The organism is Achromobacter sp. Root83 (assembly GCF_001428845.1).
GTDB lineage: Bacteria > Pseudomonadota > Gammaproteobacteria > Burkholderiales > Burkholderiaceae_B > Achromobacter.
Genome location: NZ_LMIU01000023.1, coordinates 129,303 through 145,132, shown reverse-complemented (window position 1 = coordinate 145,132; position 15,830 = coordinate 129,303). Strand labels below are relative to the sequence as shown.

15 protein-coding genes are annotated in these 15,830 nt (G+C 68.6%); 14 read left to right on the top strand and 1 reads right to left on the bottom strand.

Translation table 11 applies throughout. The features are described 5' to 3' along the window. Nucleotides 1-8 precede the first annotated feature (8 nt). Both ASE30_RS20270 and ASE30_RS20265 read left to right on the top strand, forming a co-directional pair. Complete coding sequence (locus ASE30_RS20270; protein WP_057286076.1) at nt 9-917, top strand: LysR substrate-binding domain-containing protein; 909 nt, start codon at nt 9-11, stop codon at nt 915-917. A gap of 53 nt (nt 918-970) precedes the next feature. After that, nucleotides 971-1,573, top strand: a complete 603-nt coding sequence (locus tag ASE30_RS20265; RefSeq protein WP_057286075.1) for an HD family hydrolase — start codon at nt 971-973, stop codon at nt 1,571-1,573. A 17-nt stretch (nt 1,574-1,590) separates the two neighbouring features. On the opposite strand, the gene ASE30_RS20260 is transcribed toward ASE30_RS20265, so the two are convergent. Beyond that, nucleotides 1,591-2,205 (bottom strand): ATP-binding cassette domain-containing protein, encoded by a 615-nt coding sequence (locus ASE30_RS20260; protein ID WP_057286074.1) that lies wholly within the window; start codon nt 2,203-2,205, stop codon nt 1,591-1,593. 200 nt (nt 2,206-2,405) lie between these two features. On the opposite strand from ASE30_RS20260, the gene ASE30_RS20255 reads away from it, so the two are divergent. From ASE30_RS20255 to ASE30_RS20200, 12 genes are all read left to right on the top strand, one after another. Then, nucleotides 2,406-3,176 (top strand): IclR family transcriptional regulator, encoded by a 771-nt coding sequence (locus ASE30_RS20255; RefSeq protein WP_057286073.1) that lies wholly within the window; start codon nt 2,406-2,408, stop codon nt 3,174-3,176. Then, nucleotides 3,169-4,341 (top strand): thiolase family protein, encoded by a 1,173-nt coding sequence (locus ASE30_RS20250; RefSeq protein WP_057286072.1) that lies wholly within the window; start codon nt 3,169-3,171, stop codon nt 4,339-4,341. The genes ASE30_RS20255 and ASE30_RS20250 overlap by 8 nt, the downstream gene beginning before the upstream one ends. Nucleotides 4,342-4,402: 61 nt before the next feature. Then, a complete protein-coding gene (locus ASE30_RS20245) occupies nt 4,403-4,744 on the top strand; it encodes a Zn-ribbon domain-containing OB-fold protein (RefSeq protein ID WP_057286313.1) in 342 nt (113 codons plus the stop codon). Between the two features lie 74 nt (nt 4,745-4,818). Continuing rightward, nucleotides 4,819-5,802, top strand: coding sequence for a tripartite tricarboxylate transporter substrate binding protein (locus ASE30_RS20240; RefSeq protein WP_057286071.1), 984 nt, complete (start codon nt 4,819-4,821; stop codon nt 5,800-5,802). A 34-nt stretch (nt 5,803-5,836) separates the two neighbouring features. Further along, on the top strand, nt 5,837-7,969 hold the full coding sequence (locus ASE30_RS20235; protein ID WP_057286070.1) for an acetate--CoA ligase family protein: 2,133 nt from the start codon (nt 5,837-5,839) through the stop codon (nt 7,967-7,969). Nucleotides 7,970-8,005: 36 nt separating this feature from the next. Continuing rightward, entirely contained in the window at nt 8,006-8,968 is a 963-nt protein-coding gene (locus ASE30_RS20230) for a tripartite tricarboxylate transporter substrate binding protein (RefSeq protein ID WP_235515298.1), read from the top strand. Nucleotides 8,969-8,997: 29 nt separating this feature from the next. Beyond that, nucleotides 8,998-10,356 carry an acyclic terpene utilization AtuA family protein gene (locus ASE30_RS20225; RefSeq protein WP_057286068.1) on the top strand — a complete coding sequence of 453 codons (1,359 nt, stop codon included), beginning with the start codon at nt 8,998-9,000 and terminating at the stop codon, nt 10,354-10,356. 11 nt (nt 10,357-10,367) lie between these two features. Beyond that, on the top strand, nt 10,368-10,751 hold the full coding sequence (locus ASE30_RS20220) for a hypothetical protein (RefSeq protein WP_057286067.1): 384 nt from the start codon (nt 10,368-10,370) through the stop codon (nt 10,749-10,751). After that, nucleotides 10,736-11,497: an SDR family NAD(P)-dependent oxidoreductase gene (locus ASE30_RS20215; RefSeq protein WP_057286066.1), complete on the top strand. Its 762-nt coding sequence runs from the start codon at nt 10,736-10,738 to the stop codon at nt 11,495-11,497. The genes ASE30_RS20220 and ASE30_RS20215 overlap by 16 nt, the downstream gene beginning before the upstream one ends. 87 nt (nt 11,498-11,584) lie before the next feature. Then, complete coding sequence (locus tag ASE30_RS20210; protein WP_057286065.1) at nt 11,585-12,811, top strand: acyl-CoA dehydrogenase family protein; 1,227 nt, start codon at nt 11,585-11,587, stop codon at nt 12,809-12,811. Next, on the top strand, nt 12,808-13,989 hold the full coding sequence (locus ASE30_RS20205; protein ID WP_082601655.1) for a phosphotransferase family protein: 1,182 nt from the start codon (nt 12,808-12,810) through the stop codon (nt 13,987-13,989). The genes ASE30_RS20210 and ASE30_RS20205 overlap by 4 nt, the downstream gene beginning before the upstream one ends. Further along, nucleotides 13,986-15,608 (top strand): AMP-binding protein, encoded by a 1,623-nt coding sequence (locus ASE30_RS20200; RefSeq protein WP_057286064.1) that lies wholly within the window; start codon nt 13,986-13,988, stop codon nt 15,606-15,608. Before ASE30_RS20205 ends, ASE30_RS20200 begins: the two co-directional genes overlap by 4 nt. Nucleotides 15,609-15,830 lie beyond the last annotated feature (222 nt).

Sequence of the window (15,830 nt, the reverse complement as noted above, 5' to 3'; positions counted from 1 at the left end):
CCCTGACCATGCAACGTCGATCTCTTCCGCTTTCGGCGCTTCGCGCATTCGAAGCCGCCGCGCGCCTGGGCAGCTTCAAGGCCGCCGCCCAGGAACTGGCCGTTACGCCCACCGCCGTCAGCCACCAGATCCGCGCTCTGGAGGCGCAGACCGAGCTGGTGCTGTTCGATCGCCAGGTGCGCAAGGTGTCGCTGACCGAAGCGGGCGCGCAGCTCTACCCGGTGCTGCGTGACGGGTTCGATGCGTTCGAGGCGACGCTGACGCGCTTGGCGCAACAGCGCACGCGGACGCAGGTGAGCATCTCGGCGACGAATGCGTTCACCGTGAAATGGCTGGTTCCGCGCATGGCGGATTTTCGGCGGCTGCATCCCGACATGGATTTGCAACTGCAGGCCAGCGACGACCTCGTCGACCTGCGGTCGACGGCGGTGGACATCGCCATACGCTATGGCCGTGGGCCGTATCCCGGCCTGGTGACCCAGCCCCTGTTCACCGACCGGTTCGCGCCCGTGGCAAACCCGCGCCTGGGGGTCACGTCGCCCAAGGATCTGGCGCGCGTGCCATTGATCCGTTTCGACTGGAAGCGGCCCAAGCCCGAGAATCCGACCTGGGAGCGCTGGTTCACAATCGCCCAACGGCCACTGCCGCGGCAAGCGAGCCAGCTACGCTTTTCCGACGAAGGCCACGCGATCCAGGCGGCCGTAGCCGGCCATGGGATCGCGCTGGTCAGCCTGGCGCTGATCGCGGACGAGCTGGAAGCCGGCCATCTCGTGCAGCCGTTCGGGCCCGTGATCGACGGCCATACCTATCACCTGGCCATGCACGCCGGCCGGCCGGCCTCGGCGGCCGTCCAGGCCGTTGCGAAATGGCTGCGTACCCAGGCCGCCCAGCGCGGGCTTGAAACGCACGCACAGTGACGCAACGCCGCGAGCCGCGCGCAGCCATGAATTCACTATGGACGTAAAAGACCATGCACACGACCCCATTGGAAAAGCGGCTGCGCTTTCTAAGAGAAATCGACCGGTTGAAAACCGTCATCCGGCAATCGCCGCTGCTTGATCAAAGCCGCAAGGAGAATTCCGCCGAACATTCCTGGCATCTGGCGATGTACGCCTTGGTGCTGTCCGAATATGCCAGCGGGGCAGTGAATACCGATCGCGTCATGCGGATGCTCTTGCTGCATGACGTCGTCGAGATCGACGTCGGGGATTTTCCGATCCACGGCGGGTTTTCCAGCGAATTGCAGGCCGAACAGGAATCCCGGGCGGCGTCGCGCTTGTTTGGCTTGTTGCCGCGGGAACAGGGCAAGGAATTTCTCAGCCTGTGGCAAGAGTTCGAGCAGGCAGAGACAGAAGACGCGACGTTTGCGAAAGCGCTGGATCGCTTTCAGCCTCTGCTCATCAATATCTACACCGGAGGGGGAACCTGGGCGGAGAACGGCGTCTCGCTCGAACAGGTCCTGGCACGGTATGGCCCCGCCATCAAACGTGGCGCGCCGCGGCTATGGACAGAGTGCGAACAATGGGTGACCCGGCACTTTTCGGGGCAGGCGCCAGGGATGGATGAACAGTAGCGCCGGCGGCTACGCGGTCAGCGCAACGCCGCGACGTTGATTTCCCTTGCTCCGCAAGCCTGCACCAGTTCGGCATCGTGACTGGCGAACACGACGACGCGATCCTGCGCCCAGGTTTTGAACTGTTTGGCCAGCACGGCGCGGGCTTGCGCGTCCAGCCCGCTGCTGGGGCCATCCGCGATGACCACGGCGGGGTTGCCCAAGGCGGCAGCCGTCAGGAAGACCTTGCGGCGCGTTCCCGTGGACATCTGTTCGAAGCGCTTGTCCAGATGAGGTTCCAGCCCCAGGCGATAGGCCAGATCGAGCGTGGCATCGTCCAGCGCCGTGTGCTTTTCCTCGGCCATCAGCTCGAGCAACCCGCGCCCCGTCTGCGTGGGAAACGCCAGGCAATTGTCGGGCACGTAGGCCAGCCGGCCCTTGGCTTGCAGGGGCGCGTGGATCACCGAATGCCCGTCGATCCAGACATCTCCCCCATCCGGCGCGATAACCCCCGCCATGATGCCCAACAGGCTGGACTTGCCGGTGCTGTCTTCTTCGCACAGCGCCGCGCACCCGGCCGGGAACGTATGGGTAAGCCCCTGGAATACGAGATGGTCGCCGTAGCGCTTGCTGAGATTGTCGATGCGTAGCATGGCAAAAGTGTACAGGCGTTGACGGCGCCCGAAAGGTCCGCAACGGGGCGGGTGCGCGGTTCGTCCAAGCGGCCTACACCGTTCGGGGCGAATCGGCATTGACTTTCATCAGGCGAAACTTTGTTGCGCTGCAACTTTACCGCCCCCGCACAGCTTTCTTATCTTGTCCCCCTGTTCCTTTCTTTCGCCACCCGCCACTTATGCCAACCCAGGAATCTTCGGCCGTTTCCTCGACGAAAAAGACCTGCCGCGTGCTGGCAAGCCTGTCGGATCGGCGCATCCACCGGCTGACGGACATTGCGCAGCATGCGGGGCTGGACATGTCCACCGCGCTGCGCATTCTGAAGGACCTGGAGTCCGAGGGTTTCGTAGAGCGAGACCCGGAAAGCAAGCACTATATGCTGGGTCCGCAGGTGTACGCCATGCACCACGCCATGGTCGACGGGCTGGACCTGCGCGGGCTGGCGCGCCCGGCGCTGATCCGGCTGGCGCGGCGTTTCGGGGATACCGTGATTCTGTCGATGCCGGTGGGCTCGGAGTCGGTGTGCGTGGATCTGTGTTTTGGCGATTACCCGATACGCGCGAACTATCTGGAGGTGGGCAGCCGCCGCCCGCTGGGCGTGGGCGCGGGCAGCCTGGCGCTGCTGTCGGCGCTGGACGAGGACGAGGCGCGAGCCCTGCTGCCGCTGGTGCGGGAGCGGCTGGCAGCGCGGTATCCGCGATTCTCGGCCAAGGCGCTGGACGCGGCGGAGCAACGGGCGCGCAAACTGGGGTACGCGATGCTGCTGGATGTGGTGATAGAGAAAATGGGCGGGCTGGGCGTCGCGGTGCGCGGGCCCAGCGGCCGTGCGATCGGGGCGCTGAGCGTGGCCGCGCTGAATGAACGTATCGAGCCGCGCGAAGCGGAACTGGCGCAGGCCCTGGCCGACGAGGCACGCGCGATCGAACGCGCGTGGATGCCGCATGCTTGAACGCACCGGCCACTTATCCCTCGCGCATGCCTATATGCACGGCGCGGCGGTGACGCGCTTTGGCCGGCATGAGGGGCGCAGCGCGCTGGACCTGATGGCGGAAGCGGCCGAGGCCGCGCTGGAGCGCGCCGGTCTGGCGCGTCAGCGCGGCGCCATCGACGGCGTGCTGTGCGGGTATGCGACGACCTTTCCGCATCTGATGCTGGCGAGCCTGCTGAGCGAAAAGCTGGGGCTGGATCCGCACTATGCGCACGGCATGCAGATGGGCGGGGCGACCGGCGCGGGCATGGTGATGCTGGCGCGCGAGCTGGTGCGCACGGGTACGTGCCGCCGGGTGCTGGTGGTGGCAGGAGAGAACCGCCTGACGGGCCAGGCCGTGGATGCGTCCATCCAGACGCTGGCGCAGGTGGGCGAAGCAGACGCCGAGGTCCCCAATGGCGCGTCGGTGCCGGCGTATTACGCGCTGCTGGCGTCGGCGTACATGCACGCCACCGGCACGCGGCGGGAGGATCTGGCCGAGCTGGCGGTGTTGATGCGCCGCCACGCGGGCGGGCACCCCTTGGCGCAATTGCGCGAGCCCATCAACGTACAAGCGGTGCTGGATTCCAAGCCGATCGCCACGCCGCTGCATCTGCTGGACTGCTGCCCGATTTCCGATGGCGCGGTAGCGCTGGTGGTGAGCAAAGAGGAAGGGCCCGTGCGCATTACCGGGGCGGGCCAGGCGCATCGGCACCAGCATCTGTCGGCCATGCGCGACGTCATGGACACGGGCGCGGCGCGCGCGGCCGGGCGGGCGCTGGCGCAGGCGGGGATGGAGACCGGGCAGATCGATTATCTGGCGATCTACGATTCGTTCACGATCACGCTGGCGATGCTGCTGGAAGAACTGGGCTTTGCGCCGCGCGGCGGCGCGGCCGAACGCACACGGCGCGGAGACTTCGATGCGGCGGGGCCGCTGCCGCTGAACACGCATGGCGGCCTGCTGTCGTTCGGGCATTCGGGCGTGGCGGGCGGTCTGGCGCACGTCGCGGAAGCCTGGACGCAGCTTGCCGGGCTGGCCGGCGGCCGCCAGATCGCGCCGCGCAGCCGGGCGCTGGTGCACGCGGACGGCGGCGTGCTGTCGGCGCACGTGAGCCTGGTACTGCAAGCGGAGGGCCTGTCATGAACGTCATCCCGCCGCTCCAATGGTGCCGGCACCCGCGGCGCGCGGCACGGAGGCTTACCCGATGAGCGAACGGCATCCCCTGGATCTGCGGCGCTGCGCGGACTGCGAAGCCTGGTGGGCGTTGCGCCCGTACGCGTGCGCGGCCTGCGGCGGCGCGAATCTGCAATGGGCGCGCGCGGCCGGCGAGGGCGAGGTGATCGCCCACAGCACGGTGCACCGCGCGCCGGACGCGTCGTGGCGCACGCTGGCGCCTTACGAGCTGGTGCTGGTCCGGTTGCGCGAGGGCGCGGTGCTGATGGGCCACGCCACGCCCGGCTTGACCATCGGGCAGCAGGTGTTTGCCCGCGATTTCGAGCACGGTAGCCGCACCCTGCTTTGTTTCCAGGCGCGCCGGCCGCCCTGATGCACCGCCGGCAAGCGTAGCTCCCTTCCCAACCCACTGAAAAAAACGTCCCGCTGAGGACGGAGGAGACACTCATGCCTGCAATTTCCGTATGGCGCGCGGCGCTGGCCGCCTTGACCCTGGCGGCCTGCTCGGCGCCGGGCGCGGTATCGGCCGCGTCGGCCTGGCCGACGAAACCCGTGACCCTGGTGGTGCCGTATCCGCCAGGAGGGCCGACCGATATCGTGGCGCGCGTGGTGGCCCAAGGCCTGGGCGATGTGCTGGGCCAGACGGTGATCGTGGATAACCGGTCTGGCGCGGGAGGCAATATCGGCGCCGACATGGTGGCCAAGAGCGCGCCGGACGGCTACACCCTGCTGATCGCCACCACGGCGCACGCCATCAATATGTCGCTGTTCAAGAACCTGGCCTACGACACGCAGAAGAGCTTCACGCCCGTGTCGTTGCTGACCAAGGGGCCGCTGGTCATCGTGACGCGCCCGGACCTGCCGGTGCGCAACGTGAGCGAACTCATCGCCCTGGCCAAGCAGCGCGCGGGCCAACTGACCTTTGCGTCGTCGGGCAACGGGCAGTCCACCCATCTGTCGGCGGAACTGTTCAACACCCTGGCGGGTACGCGCATGGTGCATGTGCCGTATCGGGGCAGCGCGCCCGCGCTTACCGATGTGATGGGCGGGCAGGCCGACCTCATGTTCGACACCATGCTGTCTTCCATGCCCTATGTGAAGGCCGGCAAGCTGCAGGCGCTGGCGGTGACCAGCGCCGAGCGTTCGCAGGCCGCGCCGGAGCTGCCCACGGTGGCGGAGGCCGGGCTGAAGAACTATGAGGCCACGGCATGGAACGGCCTGCTGGCCCCGGCGGGCACGCCGCCGGACGTGGTCAAGGCGCTGAGCGCGGCCCTGCAGAAGGTGCTGGGCCGTCCGGACGTGCAGCAGAAATTCGCGGCACAGGGCTTCGCGGCGGACTGGATGACGCCGGACGACACGCGTGGTTTCGTCGGCGACGAAGTGAAGAAATGGGCCGAGGTGGTGCGCGCCTCCGGCGCCACCGTCAACTGAAGGCGCGGGCCTCTACCTGCTGAAAGGAGAATTCATGGTTTCCGACAACCGAGACGCGGCGGCGCTGAACCGGCTGCTGTCCCCGGCATCCATCGCCATCGTGGGTGCGTCCGACCACCCCGACAAGATCGGCGGACGGCCCATTCATTACATGCGGCGCCACGGCTACGCGGGCACGCTGTACCCCATCAACCCGCAACGCGCCCAGGTGCAGGGCGAACGCGCGTGGCCCGACCTGGATGCATTGCCGGCGGTACCGGACCTTGCCATCGTGGCGGTGGCCGGCGAGCAGGCGGTGCAGGCGGTAGACCGCTGCGCGGCGCTGGGCGTGTCGGCGGCCATCGTGATTTCGGCCGGATTCTCGGAAACCGGCGAAGCGGGCCGCCGGACGCAGGACGCGATGACGGCGCGGGCGCGTGCGGCCGGCATGCGCATCGTCGGACCGAACTCGCAGGGGCTGGCCAATTTCGGCAATGGGGCGATTGCCAGCTTCTCGACCATGTTCCTGGAGGTGGAGCCGCAGGACGGACCGGTGGCGGTCATCAGCCAGAGCGGCGGCATGTGTGCGATGGTGTATGGCCTGCTGCGCCAGCGCGGCGTGGGCGTACGGCACGTGCACGCCACCGGCAACGAGGCCGACGTGACAGTGGCCGAGCTAGCCTGCGCGGTGCTGCGCGACCCCGAGGTGCGCATCGTGCTGCTGTACCTGGAGTCGCTGCGCGACGCGGGCGCCCTGGCCGAGGCGGCGGCGCTGGCGCGGGCGCGCAACGTGCCGCTGATTGCGGTGAAAGCGGGGCGCTCGGAAGCGGGCGCTCGAGCGGCCGCGTCGCACACGGGCGCGCTGGCCAATGAAGACCGCACCGTGGATGCCTTCTTTGCCCACCACGCCATTTTGCGGGCGCGCGACCCGCAGGAGCTGGTGCGCTATGCCGAGCTGGCGCTGCGCGGCCCGCTGCCGCAAGGCCCACGCATGGTGGTGGTCAGCAATTCGGGAGCGAGCTGCGTGCTGGCCGCCGACGCGGCGGTGGAACGCGGCCTGGAGATCGCACCGCTGGGCCAGACCACACAGGAAGCGCTGGGGCAGCGGCTCCCAGGCTTTGCCACCACGGGCAACCCGGTGGATATCACTGCCGCCCTGCTGTCGAACAACGGCCTGTTCGGCGAGGTGCTGCCGCCCATCGCGCAAGATCCGGCGGCCGATATGTTCCTGATCGATATTCCGGTGGCGGGGCGCGGCTACGACGTTGAGCGGTTTGCGTCGGACACCGCGCGCTTTGCGCAGACGGCAGCCAAGCCCGTGGCGGTGGTGGCGTGGCAAGACAACGTGGCCGCCACGTTCCGGGCGCATGGCGTGGCGGTGTATGCGGACGAGCAACAGGCAGTGGATGCCCTGGCGGCGCTATGGCGTATGCATACGCTGCGCGGACGCGCGTCCGTGGCCGCGCCGGCCGCGCCGCTGGATGCGCCGGCCGGCGCCCCGCCCGGGTTCATGTCCGAAGCTTCCAGCCTGGCGCTGTTGGCCGCGCAGGGCATCACGGTGGGCGAGCACGTGCTTTGCACGGATGCCGATGCGGCCGTGGCGGCCTGGCGCCGCATGGGCGCGCCGGTGGCGCTCAAGGCATGTTCGGCGCGTCTGCCGCACAAATCGGAACACGGATTGGTGGCGCTGGGCTTGAACGACGAGGCCGCGCTGCGCGAGGCGCTGGCGCGGCAGGCCGAGACACTGGCCCGCCTGGGCGTGGACGACGCAAGCTGGATCGTGGCCCGCATGCAGCGCGGCCTGCACGAGCTGGCGCTAGGCGTGCGCAACGACCCGGTGTTCGGCCCGGTGGTGATGGTGGGCGCGGGCGGCAAGTATGTGGAGGCGCTGGGCGACGTGGCCCTGCTGATGCCGCCCTTTGCGGCCGAGGAAGCGTTGGAGGCGTTGCGCGGCCTGCGCATCGGCCGCCTGCTGGCCGGCGTGCGCGGCGACCCCGCGGCCGATATGCAGGCGGTGGCGGAACAGGCGGTGCGCCTGGGCCGCTACGCGCTGGCGGCGGCCGGGCATGTGGCATCCATCGACATCAACCCGGTGCTGGTGGGCGCGCAGGGCGAAGGCGCCGTGGCGCTGGACGCGCTGGTGGAGCTGTCCGATGGCGTGAACAAGACGGCGCGTCGCGCCGCCTGAATGGGGAAGTCAATGAAAACATCCAGGAGCAATCGCATGGTCAGAACCCTGATACTGGGCGCCGCGCTGGCCCTGTCCGCCGCGACCCAGGCCGCGCCCGATTGGCCCGCGCGCCCCATCACCCTGGTGGTGCCGTTTCCGCCGGGTGGCACGACGGACTTGCTGGCCAGGCTGGTGGCGCGCGAGGCGGGCGCGCAGCTTGGCCAGAGCGTCGTGGTCGAGAACCGCCCCGGCGCGGGCGGCGGCATCGGCGCGGCCGCCGTGGCGCGCGCCCAGCCAGACGGCTATACGCTGCTGATGGGAACCTTGGGCACGCAGGCCACCAACCAGTTCATCTATGCCCAGGTGCCTTACGACGCGGCGCGCGACTTCACACCGGTGACGCTGGTGGCCAATTCGCCGAATGTATTGCTGGTCAACCCCAAGCTGGGCATCACGTCGGTGGAGCAGCTTATCGACCAGGCGCGGCGCGCGCCGGGGTCGCTGAATTTCGCGTCCACCAGCCTGGGCGGCTCGCCGCATCTGTCGGGCGAACTCTTCAACCGGCTGGCCAAGGTCGACATCCGTCACGTGCCCTACAAGGGTTCCGCGCCCGCCATGACGGATCTGCTGGGCGGGCAGGTGCAACTGATGTACGACAACCTGCCTTCGGCCATGGGCCAGATCAAGGCCGGCGCGGTCAAGCCGCTGGCGGTGACGACCACGCGCCGCGTGCCCATGCTGCCGGACGTGCCCACCGTGGCCGAGGCCGGCCTGCCGGGCTACGAGGTGAATTCCTGGTTCGGCCTGCTGGCGCCAGCAGGCACGCCGCCCGAGGTCGTGGGCAAGGTGCGCAACGCGGTGGCCGCGGCGCTGGCCGCGCCCGGCACTCGCCGCCAGGTCGAGGAACTGGGCGCGGTTCCGGTGGCGGGCACGCCCGCGCAATACGCCGAGACCATCCGCAGCGACACCGCCAAGTGGCGGCAGGTCATCCAGGACGCCGGCATCCGGCCCCAGTGAATCAGCGAAGCCAGAACAAGGAGGCAGACATGAACGACAAGGCCGGCAGGCTGCGCATTGGCTCGGGCTCGGGCTGGTGGGGCGACCGCATCGACCCGGCGCGCTGGAACGCGGAACGCGGCGCGCTCGATTTTCTGTGTTTCGAGACCATGGCCGAGGCCACCGTGTCGGCCGCGCAGGTGCGCAAGCGGCGCGACCCGGCCTTCGCGGGCTACGACACCTGGCTGGATGAGCGCATGCGGGCAGTGCTGCCGCATTGCAGGGCGCACGGCACTCGCATCGTGTCCAACCAGGGCTGGATCAACCCCCAAGGCGCGGCCCGCCGCGTGGCCGAACTATGCGCGCAGGCGGGTTGGACCAATGCCCGCGTGGCCGCCGTGACCGCCACCGACCTGAGCGCGGAAATCGCCGCAAGCGATCTGCGCATCATGGAAACCGGGGCGGCGGTCTCGACCGTGCGCGACACCTTGATTTCGGCCGAACCCTACGCGGGCGCGGCCGCCATCGTGCAGGCGCTGGATCAGGGCGCGGACATCGTCATCACCGGGCGCGTGGCCGACCCTTCGCTATTTCTGGCGCCCATGATGCACCACTATGGCTGGCGCGAGGACGACTGGACGCGGCTGGGCCAGGGCAGCGGCATCGGCCATTTGCTGGAGTGCGGCGCGCAGGTCACGGGCGGCTATTTCGGCGACCCCGGCTACAAGGACGTGCCCGAGCCGTGGAACCTGGCGTTCCCCTATGCCGATGTGGACGCCGACGGCACGGCGGAAATCGGCAAGGTGGAAGGCACGGGCGGCTGCATCGATCTGCGCACCGTGAAAGAGCAGATGTTCTACGAGGTGCATGACCCGGCGCGCTACATTACGCCGGACGTCGTGGTGGATTTCACGACCGCGCGGCTGGAACAGGCGGCCCGCGACCGTGTCCGCGTAAGCCATATTTCGGGCTGGCCGCGCACGTCGACACTCAAGGTGTCCATCGGCTGCACCGAAGGCCATATCGGCGAGGACATGTTCTTCTTTGCCGGGCCGGGCTGCCTGGACAAGGCGCGGCTGGCCGAAACCATACTGCGCGAACGCCTGCGCATCGCGGGCCTGCAGGCCGACGACCTGCGCATCGATTTCATCGGCGTGAACGCGGTGCATGGCGCGGCGTCGGCCGCCCTGCGCGAGGAACCGGCCGAGGTGGCGGTGCGTATCGCGGCCCGCTGCGCCAGCCGCGCCCAGGCCGAAAAGATCGGCCGCGAAGTGGACGGCATGGCCGTCTGCGGGCTGGCCTCTACCGGCAAGCGTGTGCCGCATCAGGACCGCACCCGCGAAGTCATCGGCCTGTGGTCCACGCTGGTGCCGCGCGAGCGTGTGGCGTGCAGCGTGGAATTCGTCTAAGGAGGCATCTCATGCGAGTTACGTTGCGAAGCGTGGCGCACACGCGCTGCGGCGACAAGGGCAATACCTCGAACATCGCGGTCATCGCCTACGAGCCCCAGTTCTATCCCCACATCAAGCGCGCGCTCACGGTGCAGGCCATGCGCGCCATCTACAACGAGCAGACCGTGCGCGGCGACATCACGCGCTACGACGTGGACGGCCTGGGCGTGCTGAACTTCGTGCTCGACGGCGCGCTGGGCGGCGGTGTGTCGCGCAGCCTGGCCATCGACAACTACGGCAAGGCCCTGGCCAGCGCCGTGCTACGGTGGGAGCTGGACGTGCCGGACGATCTGGCACCGTTGCTGCGAGGTCCCCAACCCACCAAGGAGGGTAGCGGATGTTCGAAGACCTGAAATCCCGCACCGTGCTGGTCACGGGCGCGTACAGCGGATTGGGGCGCCACTTTGCCGACGTGCTGGCGGGCGCGGGCGCGCGGGTGGCGCTATGCGGACGCCGGACAGCACTGGGCGAAGAGGCCGCGGCCGCCATCCGCGCGGCGGGTGGCCAAGCCTGCGCCATCGCCATGGATGTAACGCAGCCCGCCAGCGTCCAGGCGGCGTTCGACGCCGCGGCCCAGGCGCTGGGACCGGTCAGCGTGGTCATCAACAATGCCGGCATCGCGGTATCGCGGCCCGCGCTGGAACTCACCGAAGCCGATTGGACCGGACTGGTGGACGTGAATCTGAACGGCGCCTGGCGAGTCGCCCAGGCGGCGGCGCGGCATTTCATCGCGCACGGCACGCCAGGGGCCATCGTCAACATCGCGTCCATCCTTGGTCAGCGCGTGGCCTCCCACGTGGCGCCCTATGCGGCCGCCAAGGCGGGACTGCTGCACCTGACACGCGCACTGGCCCTGGAATGGGCGCGCCACGGCATCCGCGTGAACGCGCTCGCCCCCGGCTACATCGCCACCGATCTCAACCGTGAGTTCTTTGCCTCGCCGGCCGGCGAGGCGCTGATCAAGCGCGTGCCACAGCGCCGGCTCGGCCAGCCCCAGGATCTCAACGGGCCGCTGCTGCTGCTGGCGTCGGACGCGTCGGCGTTCATGACCGGCTCTGTCATCGATGTGGACGGCGGCCATCTGGCCAGTTCGCTCTAACCCCGTGCACCGGGGCGGTGTAAGCCCCAAATGCGCCCCACATGCGCCACAAACGCGCAACACACGCGCCACAAAAGGAGACCTCGAATGGATTTTTCTCTGCCGCCCGAACACAAGGACTATGCCTTGCGCGTGCGCGAATTCGTCGACCGCGAACTGATCCCCCTGGAAGCCGACCGGGCCAACTACGACGAACACGACAACATCAATGAGGCCGCGCTGGAGCGCATGCGCGCCCGCGTGCGCGAGGCCGGCCTGTGGGCCTTGCAGATGCCGCGCGAACTCGGCGGCCAAGGCCTGCCGATGGCCGGGCTGGCCGCCTGCTACGAAGAAATGAACCGCTCCATCTTCGGACCGGTGTGCTTCAACGCGGCGGCTCCCGACGACGGCAATATGCGCGTGCTGGCGCAGGTGGCCCGGCCAGATCAGAAGACGCGCTGGCTGCAGCCCATCATCGACGGCAAGGTGCGCTCGTCCTTCATCATGACCGAACCGCATCCGGGCAGCGGCTCGGATCCGTCCATGATGCGCACCACCGCCACCCTGAAAAACGGCAAATGGGTGGTGCACGGACGCAAGTGGTTCATCACCGGCGCGGGCGTGGCGAAGCATTTCATCCTGATCGCCCGCACGTCGGACGACGCGCGCAAGGGGCTGAGCGCGTTTCTGTTCCACGCGGATCAGCCGGGCTGGCGCATCGAGCGCCGCATTCCCATCATGGGGCCGGAAGAACACGGCGGACACTGCGAGCTGGTATTCGACGGGCTGGAGATCCCCGACGAAAACCGGCTGATGGAAGTGGGCGATGGCCTGAAGCTCACGCAGATCCGCCTGGGGCCGGCGCGGCTGACGCACTGCATGCGCTGGCTGGGGCTGGCGCGCCGCGCCATGGCGGTCGCGGTGGACTACGTGGGCCAGCGCAGCAGCTTCGGCCAGAAGCTGGCCGAACGCGAGGGCGTGCAATGGCTGCTGGGCGAGGCCGCCATGCAGATCGAGATCGGCCGCTTGCTGACGATGCGCGCCGCCGTCCGGCTGGACCAGGGCGACTACGCCCGCAAGGAGATCTCCATGGCCAAGATCGTGGTGTCCGAAACTTTGCAGAAAGTGGTCGACACCGCGCTTCAGCTCAACGGCGCGCGCGGCTACTCCAAGGACACGCCGCTGGAATGGATCTATCGCTATGCGCGGCAGGCGCGCCTGGTGGATGGCGCTTCTGAAGTACACAAGATGGTGCTGGCGCGCTATCTCATTGACGAGGGCGACGGCTACTGGCGCTGGGACGACGCGGATGCCCCGCGCAAGGCGCTGGTATGACGCTTCCCGCCCATGCTTCCACGCCAGCGTGGCTGCCCGCGCTGGCGGCCTATCTGGGCGGGCAGGGCCTGGCGGACCCGGCCACGCTGACGTTGCGGCCGCTGACCGGCGGTCAGTCCAATCCCACGTACCTGCTTGAAGACGCCACGGGCCTGCGCGTGCTGCGCAAGCAACCGCCCGGCGAGCTGCTGCCGTCGGCGCACGCCGTGGATCGCGAGTACCGGGTGATGGCGGCGCTGGCGGACAGCGCCGTGCCGGTGCCGCGCATGCTGCACTACTGCGCCGACCGGGCCATCGTGGGCACGCCCTTCTATCTGATGAGCTTTGCAGAAGGGCGCGTCTTCATGGATCCCGCGCTGCCCGGCATGGCGCCGGCCGAACGCGCCGCCCTCTACGCCGAGGCCGGCCGGGCGCTGGCGGCGCTGCACGCCGTGGACCCCGCCGAAGCGGGCCTGTCGGACTACGGCCGCAGCGGCGATTACTTCGCGCGGCAGGTCGCACGCTGGACCCGCCAGTATCGCGACACGCAAACCGAAACCATCGCCGCCATGGATGCGCTCATCGACTGGCTGCCGCGTCACCTGCCCGAAGACGACGGCCAGACCCGGCTGGTGCATGGCGACTATCGCATCGACAACCTGGTGTTCCACCCCACCGAACCGCGCGCGATCGCGCTGCTGGACTGGGAACTGTCCACGCTGGGACACCCGCTGGCGGATCTGGCCTACCACTGCATGTGCTGGCGCATCCCGCCCGCGCTGTGGCGAGGCATAGCGGGCCTGGACCTGTGCGCGCTGGGCATACCGGACGAAGACGCCTTCGTGGCCGCCTATTGCCGCCAACGCGGCACCGAACCGCCGCCCAACTGGGATTTCTACCTGGCCTACAGCTTCTTTCGCATCGCCGCCATTCTGCAAGGCGTGTACGCCCGCGCCCGCGCCGGCAACGCCGCCGCCGAGGACGCGCTGGAAATGGGCGCGCGCGTGGCACCACTGGCGGAACTGGGCTGGCAGGCGGCATGCCGGGAAACCGGCAGGGAAGCTGGCCGTGATGTTGGCGGTGAGGGTGGCCGGGAAGCTGGCCCGGAAGCTGGCGATGAAGCTGGCCCTGAAGCCGAGCACACAGCCCCCCGAAGACCAGCCCGCCCCGGACAGGCAGGACAGGAGAAACCGCAATGATTGCCGACGCCGACGATCCGCCGCGCAACGCGGCCAATCACGTACCGCTTTCGCCGCTGGGCTTTCTGGACTGGGCCGCCAGCGTGTATCCCGCCCGCCCGGCGCTCGTCCATGGCGCCAACTTCAGCCAGAGTTGGGGCGTCACCCGGGACCGCTGTCAGCGCATGGCGGCGGCACTGCGGGCCTGGGACATCGGACGCGGCGACGTAGTAGCAGTGCTGGCGCCCAACACCCCGGCGCTCTACGAAGCGCATTTCGGCGTGCCGATGGCGGGCGCGGTGCTCAATGCGCTCAACACCCGGCTGGATGCGGCCACGCTTGCCTTCATCCTCTCGCATGGTGGCGCTACGGTGCTGCTTTTCGACAGCGAATACAGCGACCAGGTGCGAGACGTGCTGGCCCTGCTCGATGCGCCGCCCCGCACGGTACGCATCGAAGACCGCGAATTCACCGGCCAACACGGCACGCTGGGCGATGCCGAATACGAGGCCTGGCTGGCAGCGCAACCCGCGGGCGCAAGTTGGGAACCGCCCGCCGATGAATGGCAGAACATCTGCCTCAACTACACCTCCGGCACCACCGGCAATCCCAAGGGCGTGCTGTATCACCACCGCGGCGCGTATCTCAATGCGATGGGCAATGTCCTGTCTTGCGGCATGCCGCCGCATGCCGTGTATCTGTGGACATTGCCCATGTTCCACTGCAATGGCTGGTGCTTCCCCTGGACGCTGGCGGCACTGGCCGGCACCAGCGTGTGCCTGCGTCGGGTGGAGCCCGCCGCCATCTTCGACGCCATCGAACGGCACCGCGTGGGCTTTTTCTGCGCCGCGCCGGTCGTGCTCACCATGCTGGTCAACGCGCCCGCCGCCGTGCGCCGGCAGGCCTCACATCCGGTGCAGGCCATGACGGGCGGCGCGGCGCCGCCCGCCGCCATCATCGAGGCCATGGATGAACTGGGCATCGGCGTGACGCATTTGTACGGCCTCACGGAAACGTATGGGCCGTCCATCAGTTGCGCGTGGCACGAAGAATGGGACGACCTGCCGTTGGCCGAGCGTGCCGCCCGCAAGGCGCGGATCGGCGTGCGCAAACTGAACGTCGAAGCGGTGCGGGTATTGGACGCCGACGGCCAGCCCGTACCCGCCGACGGCATCACCCTGGGCGAAATCGCGCTACGCGGCAACACCCTGATGAAGGGCTACCTGCACGACCCCGCCGCGACGGCCGAAGCATTTGCCGGCGGCTGGTTCCATTCCGGCGATCTGGGCGTGGTGCACCCCGACGGCTACATCGAGATCAAGGACCGCGCGAAGGACATCATCATTTCCGGCGGCGAGAACATTTCCACGGTCGAGATTGAAGGCGTGCTCTACCGGCACCCCGACGTGCTGGAGGCCGCCGTCGTGGCCCGCCCAGACCCCACCTGGGGCGAAACGCCCTGCGCCTTCGTGGCATTGAAGGACGGCGCCCAAGCCAGCGCCGACGACATCCTGGCGCACTGCCGCCAGCACCTTGCGCGGTTCAAGGTGCCTCGCGCCATTGTGTTCGGACCATTGCCCAAGACCGCCACTGGCAAGGTGCAGAAGTTCATGCTGAGGGAGCGGGCCAGGGAGCAGTAGGGGGTGCGGCATCGACCGTTGACACTGGCACAGGTTAGTTCTGCCTTCGCAGAAGATGCGGCCGAAGAGAGCCGCAGGACCGCAGCAACACCGCGACCTCGGGCCTACGAGAGCGCCCGGGAGTTGGACGGTTAGGGCCGTGATCGGGGAAAGCGAGAAGGGAGTCGTGGACCTGAATCGTGCAGGGCGAACGATATTTGCCTGTTCTGCGTAGCGGCGCTC